Source organism: Pseudonocardia sp. KRD291 (assembly GCF_019263595.1).
Classification (GTDB): domain Bacteria; phylum Actinomycetota; class Actinomycetes; order Mycobacteriales; family Pseudonocardiaceae; genus Pseudonocardia.
Genome location: NZ_JADQDD010000272.1, coordinates 1 through 8,152 on the forward strand (window position 1 = coordinate 1; position 8,152 = coordinate 8,152).

An 8,152-nucleotide genomic window follows, 5' to 3' on the forward strand; every position below is an offset into this window, starting at 1 on the left:
ATGAACGTCGACATCCCCGCGCTCCGGACCATCGAGCGGGACAAGGACATCCCCTTCGAGACGGTGCTGGAGGCGATCGAGACCGCCCTGATCACCGCGTACCGGCACACCGACGGGCACCACAACGACGCCCGGGTCGACATCGACCGCAAGTCCGGCCTGGTCCGGGTGATGGTCCGCGAGCCGGGCGAGGACGGCGTCCCCGGCCCGGAGTGGGACGACACCCCCGAGGGCTTCGGACGGATCGCGGCCACCACCGCACGCCAGGTGATCGTGCAGCGGCTGCGCGACGCCGAGCACGAACGCACCTACGGCGAGTTCTCCACCAAGGAGGGCGAGGTCATCGCCGGGATGGTGCAGCGCGATGCGCGCGCCAACGCCCGCGGCGTGGTGATCGTCTCCCTGGGCGGCGAGACCGAGGGCGTCCTGCCGGCCGCCGAGCAGGTGCCCGGCGAGACCTACAAGCACGGCGAGCGGCTGCGCTGCTACGTGATCGGCGTCAACCGCGGCCAGCGGGGGACGCAGATCACGCTGTCCCGCACGCACCCCAACCTGGTGCGCAAGCTGTTCGCGCTGGAGGTGCCCGAGCTCGTCGACGGCTCGGTGGAGATCGTCTCGGTGGCGCGCGAGGCCGGCTTCCGCTCCAAGATCGCGGTGCGCTCGCTGCGGGCCGGGCTCAACGCCAAGGGCGCGTGCATCGGCCCGATGGGCCAGCGGGTGCGCGGTGTGATGAGCGAGCTGCTCGGCGAGAAGATCGACATCATCGACTGGGTCGAGGACCCCGGCACGTTCGTGGGCAACGCGCTCTCGCCGTCCAAGGTGGTCTCGGTGACCGTGCTCGACGAGCGGGCGCGGGTCGCGCGGGTCGTGGTGCCCGACTTCCAGCTGTCGCTGGCCATCGGCAAGGAGGGGCAGAACGCCCGCCTGGCCGCCCGGCTGACCGGGTGGAAGATCGACATTCGGAGCGACGCCGACCCCCGCGGGCTGCGCGACGACGCCGAGCTCGACGACGACGCGACCGTCCCGGCCGTGTTCGCCCGCCCGTCCGATGTCGACGGCGCCGGCCCGGAGCCGGCTACGGGCGGGGTCGCCGACGATCTGTCCGGCGAGATCGCCGACGCCACCGCGGGCGGTGCCCGGCCCGGCGGGACGGGGCCGGTCGGCTGAGCGGCGCTACGCTACACTCGGACGTGGCCCGCCATCGGCGGCCGGAACCCGTGCACGTCGGATCGACCCCGATCCGGACGTGTGTGGGGTGCCGGACTCGGGAGCAGGCCACCGATCTGCTGCGAGTGGTCGCGGTCAACGGACGTCTGGTCCCGGATCCGCGCCGCCGCCTCCCCGGTCGAGGTGCCTGGCTGCATCCTCACCCGGGGTGCCTCGATCGGGCCGAGCGACGTCAGGCGTTCACCCGGGCACTGCGTGTCCCGGGACCTCTGGACACCGGCGAGGTTCGGGCCCGGCTGCAGGGCGGGACCGGATCCGTCGAGACGTCGGAAGCGGCCCGTTCCCGGAGCGGATCGGCGTGAGCACCACCCTGAGTCACACCCCAGGGGCGCGGGAGAATCCCGGGCCCGACATCGCAGAAAGCACGGTCGACCCGTCATGAGCCAGCTGTGAAGATCGCACCATGAACGTGCTTCGACACTAGGTTCGAGGTCGTGCGGACATGCCGCCCGGCCTCCGGTGAACAACAAGGAGAGCAGTGGCAGGCAAGGCCCGCGTGCATGAGCTCGCTAAGGAGCTCGGCGTCAGCAGTAAGCAGGTCCTGACGAAGCTTCAGGACCTCGGGGAGTACGTGAAGTCCCCCTCCTCCACCGTCGAGGCCCCGGTCGCGCGCAAGCTGCGCGACTCGATGGCCGACGGCGGATCCCAGGCCGGCGGCCAGCGCCGCAGCGCGCCCGGCGGCGGTCGTCCGCGCGCCGGTTCCGGCCCCGCGCCGGGCGCCCGGCCCGGCCCGACCGGTGGCAGCGGCGCCCCGTCGCCGTCCCGGCCGACCCCCGGCCCGGCCGGTGGCATCCCGAAGCCCGGTCCGGCTGCGAAGCCGACCCCGCCGCCCGCGGCCCGTCCGCAGGCACCGGCCGCCTCGGCGGCACCGGCGGAGTCCCCGGCCGCTCCCGCGGCCCCGGAGACCCCGGCGCGTCCCGCGCAGGACGGTCCGACCCCGGGCGCGACGCCCGGACCGCGTCCCGGGCCCCGGCCCGGACCGCGCGAGCAGCCGGCCGCCGAGAGCGCGCCGGCCGCCGAGAGCGCCCCGGCCGCTCCGGAGACCCCGGAGCGCGAGGAGCGCCCGCGCCAGCAGCGGCCCTCCGGCGGCTCCGGCACGGAGTCGGCTCCGGCACCGCGGGGCCCGAAGCCGGGCCCGCGCGCGCCGCGGGTCGGCAACAACCCCTTCGGCGTGGGTCAGGGTGCCCCTCCGCGCCCGTCCGCGCCGCGTCCCGGCCCGCCCGCTGCCCCGCAGCAGGGCGGCGGAGCAGCGGCCGCACAGGGTGGCCAGCAGAGCGGTCCGCAGGGCGGCGGCCAGGCTGGTCAGGGCGGCCAGGGTGGTCAGGGCGGCGGAGCCGCTGCGGCCGGCCCGCGTCCGGCGGCCCGTCCCGGTGGTGACGCCGGTCGCGGCGGTCCGCGTCCGCCGTCGCCGGGCAACATGCCCCCGCGTCCGAACCCGGGCATGATGCCCGCGCGTCCGGCCGCGGGACGTCCCGGCCCCGGCGGCCGTGGCGGCCCCGGTGGCGCCCGTGGCGGCCCCGGCGGAGGCCGTGGTGGGCCCGGCGCCGGTCGTCCCGGCGGTGGCGGCGGTTTCCGTCCCGGCGGCGGTGGACCTCCCGGTGCCGGTGGTGCCCCGGCCGGCGGTGGTTTCCGCGGTCGTCCCGGTGGTGGCGGTGCACGTGGTCGCGGCGGTGCCGCGGGTGCGTTCGGCCGTCCCGGCGGACCGGCCCGCAAGGGCCGCAAGTCGAAGCGGCAGAAGCGCCAGGAGTACGACGCGATGCAGGCGCCGTCGGTGGGCGGCGTCCGCCTGCCCAAGGGCGGCGGCGAGACGATCCGTCTCCCGCGCGGTTCCTCGCTGACCGACTTCGCCGAGAAGATCAACGCCAACCCGGCCTCGCTGGTCCAGGTGCTCTTCCACCTGGGCGAGATGATCACCGCGACGGCGTCGGTCTCCGACGAGATTCTTCACCTGCTCGGCCAGGAGATGAACTACGAGATCCAGGTCGTCAGCCCGGAGGAGGAGGACCGCGAGCTGCTCGGGTCCTTCGACATCTCCTTCGGTGAGAACCACGGCACCGACGAGGACCTCGAGGCCCGCCCGCCGGTCGTGACCGTCATGGGTCACGTCGACCACGGCAAGACGCGCCTGCTGGACACGATCCGGAAGGCGAACGTCCGGGAGTCGGAGTCCGGCGGGATCACCCAGCACATCGGCGCCTACCAGGTGCCGGCCGAGCTGGAGGGCGTGGAGCGGCTGGTCACGTTCATCGACACCCCGGGTCACGAGGCGTTCACCGCCATGCGTGCCCGTGGTGCGAAGTCGACCGACATCGCGATCATCGTGGTCGCGGCGGACGACGGCGTGATGCCGCAGACCGTCGAGGCGATCAACCACGCCCAGGCGGCCGGAGTGCCGGTCGTGGTCGCGGTGAACAAGATCGACGTCGAGGGTGCGAACCCGGCGAAGGTCCGCCAGCAGCTGACCGAGTACAACCTGGTCGCCGAGGAGTACGGCGGCGACACGATGTTCGTCGACATCTCGGCGAAGCAGGGGACGAACATCGAGGCGCTGCTCGAGGCGGTCCTGCTGACCGCCGACGCCGCTCTGGACCTGCGGGCCAACCCCGAGATGGAGGCCCAGGGCGTCGCGATCGAGGCACACCTGGACCGCGGTCGCGGCCCGGTGGCCACGGTGCTGGTGCAGCGCGGAACGCTGCACGTCGGCGACTCGATCGTCGCCGGCGACGCCTCCGGGCGTGTGCGGCGGATGTTCGACGAGCACGGTGCCGACATCACCGCGGCGACCCCGTCGCGGCCGGTGCAGGTCATCGGGTTCACCTCGGTGCCCGGCGCGGGCGACACGTTCCTCGTCGTGGACGAGGACCGGGTGGCCCGCCAGATCGCCGACCGCCGCCGTGCCCGCGAGCGCAACGCCGAGCTGGCGAGCCGCCGCAAGCGCGTCTCGCTCGAGGACCTCGACGCGGCCCTCAAGGAGACCAACACGCTCAACCTGATCATCAAGGGTGACAACTCGGGAACCGTGGAGGCTCTCGAGGACGCCCTGGTCAAGCTGGACGTGGGCGAGGAGGTCGAGCTGCGGGTCATCCACCGCGGCGTCGGCGGGATCACCGAGGGCGACATCAACCTCGCGATCGCGGACAACGTCATCGTCATGGGCTTCAACGTCCGTGCCGAGGGCAAGGCCACGGAGCTGGCCAACCGCGAGGGCGTGGAGATCCGCTACTACTCGGTGATCTACCAGGCGATCGACGAGATCGAGCAGGCCCTCAAGGGCATGCTCAAGCCGGAGTACGAGGAGGTGGAGCTCGGCCGCGCCGAGGTCCGCGACGTCTTCAAGTCCTCCAAGTTCGGCACGATCGCCGGTTGCCTCGTGATGGGCGGGGAGATCCGCCGCAACGCCCGCGGGCGTCTGATGCGGGACTCCACGGTCATCCAGGACAACCTGCCGATCAGCTCGCTGCGCCGGTTCAAGGACGACGTGGTCGAGGTCCGCGAGGGCTACGAGTGCGGTCTGACGCTCGGCAGCTACTCCGACATCAAGGTCGGCGACGTCATCGAGACGTTCGAAATGCGAGAGAAGCCCCGGGCCTAGCGGCCCTGTTCGGGCGGGGACGGTCGCTCTGGCGGCCGTCCCCGTCTTTCGTTCTGCGGTGTCCGGGTCGGAATGGTCGGCGCGGCGATGCGGGGGTTGCGTGCCTGGGCGCGTTGGTGCTGCGCAAGAACATCAGGAGGTCGTGGCGTGTACGTCGGGGCGCTGGAGTGCGACGTGCTGCTCGGTGACGTCCACTCGTTGAAGCAGAAGCGGTCGGTGGTGCGGCCGGTGCTGGCCGAGCTGCGCCGGTTCGAGGTCGCCGCGGCCGAGACCGGGCACCTGGACCTGCACCGCCGGGCCGTGATCGGCGTCAGCTGCGTGGCCGCGGACGCCGGGCACGTGCGGTCGGTGCTGGAGCGCTGCGAACGGCTGGTGGCGGCCCGCCCGGAGCTTCAGATGCTCTCGGCGCGGCACCGGATGCTCGGACCCGGGGACGAGTAGCGGGCGCACCCCGCCCGTGCCCACTCCCTTAGACTCGCCGGTGGCGTCACCGGTCGAGATTCCCACTCTCACCGCGGTAGTTCCGTAGGGAAAGGTAGAGCGACATGGTCGACAACGCGCGCGCCCGCAAGCTGGCGAAGCGGATCTCGCAGATCGTCGCGGAGGCCCTGGAGCACGAGGTGAAGGACCCCCGCCTGTCGATGGTGACCATCACCGACACCCGGGTGACCGGTGACCTGCGGGAGGCGACCGTCTACTACACGGTGATGGGCGCCTCGGTGGACTCGCCGCCGGACACCCAGGGTGTGGCGGCCGCCCTGGCCAGCGCCACCGGGGTGCTGCGCAGCCGGGTCGGTCAGCAGACCGGTGTCCGGCACACCCCGAGCCTGGCGTTCTTCCTGGACGAGGTGCCCGACGAGGCCCGCCGGATGGAGGAGCTGCTCGCCCGCACCCGGGCGTCGGACGCCGAGGTGGCCCGCCTGGCCGCGGGGGCGTCCCCGGCCGGCGACCCCGATCCGTACCGCGCTCCGCGCAGCGACGAGGACTGATGGCCCCGGGCCCGGTTCCCCCCGGTCCGGTCGACGCGGCCGGTGCCGCGGAGCTGCTCCGCGGTGCGTCCGGGGTGCTGGTGCTCGGCCACGTCCGCCCGGACGCCGACGCGATGGGCAGCGCCGTCGCCCTGGCCACCGCGGTCCGGCGGGCGGGGGTGCCCGCCGTGGTGTCGTTCGGCGGCCCGGACCCGGTGCCCGCCCCGCTGCGGATGCTCGACCCGGGCGGCCTGGTCGTCGAGCCGGACGAGGTGCCGGCCCGCCCGGACGTGCTCGTCTGCTGCGACACGTCGTCGCCGGGCCGGCTCGGCACGCTCGCGCCACTGCTCGACCGGGCCCGGGCGACGCTGGTCGTGGACCACCACGCGTCGTTCACCGGGTTCGGGACGCACCACCTGGTGGACCCGCACGCCCCGGCGACGGTGACGCTCGTGCGCGCGGTCGTGGCCGCGCTCGGCGTGCCGCTGGACGCGACGCTGGCCCGGGCACTGTTCGCCGGGCTCTACACCGACACCGGCGGGTTCCGGCTCGGTGGGGCGGACGCGTTGCGGCTCGCCGCGGAGCTCGTCGACGCGGGTGCGGAGCCCGGGACGCTGCTGCGCGGGCTGTCCGGGACGTCGTCGTTCGCCTGGCTGGCCGCGCTGGCCACGATCCTGGCCGGGGCGCGCCGCGAGCCGGACGCGGTCGGCGGTCTCGGGCTGGTGTGGGCCACGGTGGACGCCGCCACGGTCGAGCGGTTCCGGTCCGAGGTGCCCTCGGCCGTCGGGCACCTGCGGGCCACCGCCGGCGACGGGGTGGCCGCACTGGTCAGCGAGATCTCGCCGGGGGAGTGGTCGACGTCGATGCGCGGCACCGGCGTCCCGGACCTGTCCGCGGTGGCCGCCCGCCTCGGCGGCGGCGGGCACCCCGGTGCGGCCGGGGTGGAGCGGCCCGGACCGGTCGAGGACGTGCTGGACGCGCTGCGCGGCGAGCTGGCCGCGCAGGCCGACCTCGACGGTCGCGCCCTCGCCTGACGGGCGCAGCCCGACCGGCGCCGGCGTGACCGGCCGCCGGGTGAGCCGGGCCACCTCCGCCCGCCCGGGGAGGACCGGAGCGAGCGATACCGTCGCCCGGGCCGTAGCGTGATGTCCGACCCGGGAGGTGGAGCGGTGACGTCCGAATCCGCACGGGCTGCGGGTACCGACTATCCGTGGCGTGCGTTCCTTGCGGCGTGGGTGCGCAACCCCGCCCGAATCGGGGCCGTGGCCCCCAGCTCGCCGTGGCTCTCGGCCCGGCTCGCGATGGTGGCGCCCACCCAGGGCAGCCCGGTCGTCGTGGAGCTCGGTCCGGGGACCGGCGCCGTCAGCGAGATGGTGTCGCGCCGCCTGCCTCCCTCCGCCCGGCACCTGGCCGTGGAGCTGGACCCGGCGATGGCGACCTACCTCGCCCGGGTACACCCCGGCGTCGAGGTGATCAACGGTGACGCGGCCAAGCTCGGCGCGCTGCTGGCCGAGCGGGACGTGCACAAGGTCGACGCCGTGATCAGCGGCCTGCCCTGGTCGCTGTTCGACCGGGGGACCCAGCAGGCGATCCTCGGCCAGGTGGTGACCGCCATCGGCGCGACCGGCGTGTTCGCCACCTTCGCCTATCCGCAGGGCATGCCGCTGCCCTCGGCGCGGCGGTTCCGCGAGACCCTGCACGAGACGTTCGACGAGGTCGTCGTCACCCGCACGGTGTGGCGCAACCTGCCGCCGGCGTTCTGCTACCTGTGCCGGCGCCCGAAGGCGGCCGCCGGGCGGTAGCCGTGGTGGCCCGCGGGTAAGGGGTGCGCCGCCGCGCGCCTCCCGATGAGGATGGGGTCATGTCGCCCGATACGAGGCCCGCAGGCGGCGCGCGCGACGTGCTGCGGCTCGCGGTGCCGGCGCTGCCGGTGCTGGCCGCCGAACCGCTCTACGTGCTGGTGGACACGGCCGTCGTCGGACGGCTGGGGGCCGTGCCGCTGGCCGGGCTGGCGGTGGCCGGCGTGCTGTTCAGCCAGGTCACCACCCAGCTGAACTTCCTGTCCTACGGCACGACGGCGCGGGCGTCGCGGCTGCACGGCGCCGGGCGCCGCTCCGAGGCCGTCACCGAGGGCGTGCAGGCGACCTGGCTGGCGCTGGGGGTCGGGCTGCTGGTGCTCGTCGCCGGCCAGCTGCTTGCCGGGCCGGTGGCCGGCGCGCTGGCCGGGGCGGGGACGCCCGGCGGGGACGCGGTCGCCGCCGGCGCCGAGTCGTGGCTGCGGATCGCGCTGTGCGGGGCGCCGCTGGTGCTGGTGACCCTGGCCGGCAACGGCTGGATGCGCGGCGTGCAGGACACCGTCCGCCCG

The 8,152-nt window shown here is 74.6% G+C and carries 8 protein-coding genes; all 8 read left to right on the plus strand.

The window, feature by feature from the left end:
* Positions 1-1,167, plus strand: a 1,167-nt coding sequence (nusA, locus tag I4I78_RS26625) for a transcription termination factor NusA (protein ID WP_218614244.1), incomplete at its 5' end; no start/stop codon positions are given.
* A 125-nt stretch (positions 1,168-1,292) separates the two neighbouring features.
* Positions 1,293-1,529 (plus strand): YlxR family protein, encoded by a 237-nt coding sequence (locus I4I78_RS26630; RefSeq protein WP_374225924.1) that lies wholly within the window; start codon positions 1,293-1,295, stop codon positions 1,527-1,529.
* Between the two features lie 176 nt (positions 1,530-1,705).
* Positions 1,706-4,819: a translation initiation factor IF-2 gene (infB, locus tag I4I78_RS26635; RefSeq protein ID WP_218614245.1), complete on the plus strand. Its 3,114-nt coding sequence runs from the start codon at positions 1,706-1,708 to the stop codon at positions 4,817-4,819.
* Between the two features lie 147 nt (positions 4,820-4,966).
* Entirely contained in the window at positions 4,967-5,260 is a 294-nt protein-coding gene (locus I4I78_RS26640; RefSeq protein ID WP_218614246.1) for a DUF503 domain-containing protein, read from the plus strand.
* Positions 5,261-5,364: 104 nt separating this feature from the next.
* A complete protein-coding gene (rbfA, locus tag I4I78_RS26645) occupies positions 5,365-5,808 on the plus strand; it encodes a 30S ribosome-binding factor RbfA (protein ID WP_218614247.1) in 444 nt (147 codons plus the stop codon).
* Positions 5,808-6,821, plus strand: coding sequence for a bifunctional oligoribonuclease/PAP phosphatase NrnA (locus I4I78_RS26650; RefSeq protein ID WP_218614248.1), 1,014 nt, complete (start codon positions 5,808-5,810; stop codon positions 6,819-6,821). Before rbfA ends, I4I78_RS26650 begins: the two co-directional genes overlap by 1 nt.
* 135 nt (positions 6,822-6,956) lie before the next feature.
* Positions 6,957-7,589 (plus strand): methyltransferase domain-containing protein, encoded by a 633-nt coding sequence (locus I4I78_RS26655; RefSeq protein ID WP_308252374.1) that lies wholly within the window; start codon positions 6,957-6,959, stop codon positions 7,587-7,589.
* Positions 7,590-7,648: 59 nt separating this feature from the next.
* Positions 7,649-8,152: MATE family efflux transporter (locus I4I78_RS26660; RefSeq protein ID WP_255567196.1), on the plus strand; the 504-nt coding region annotated here is incomplete at its 3' end.

What these genes read in the sequence shown, in the direction of transcription:
- rbfA (WP_218614247.1), top strand. Translation starts at nt 5,365, where the DNA reads ATGGTCGACAACGCGCGCGCCCGCAAGCTGGCGAAGCGGATCTCGCAG.
- I4I78_RS26650 (WP_218614248.1), top strand. Translation starts at nt 5,808, where the DNA reads ATGGCCCCGGGCCCGGTTCCCCCCGGTCCGGTCGACGCGGCCGGTGCC.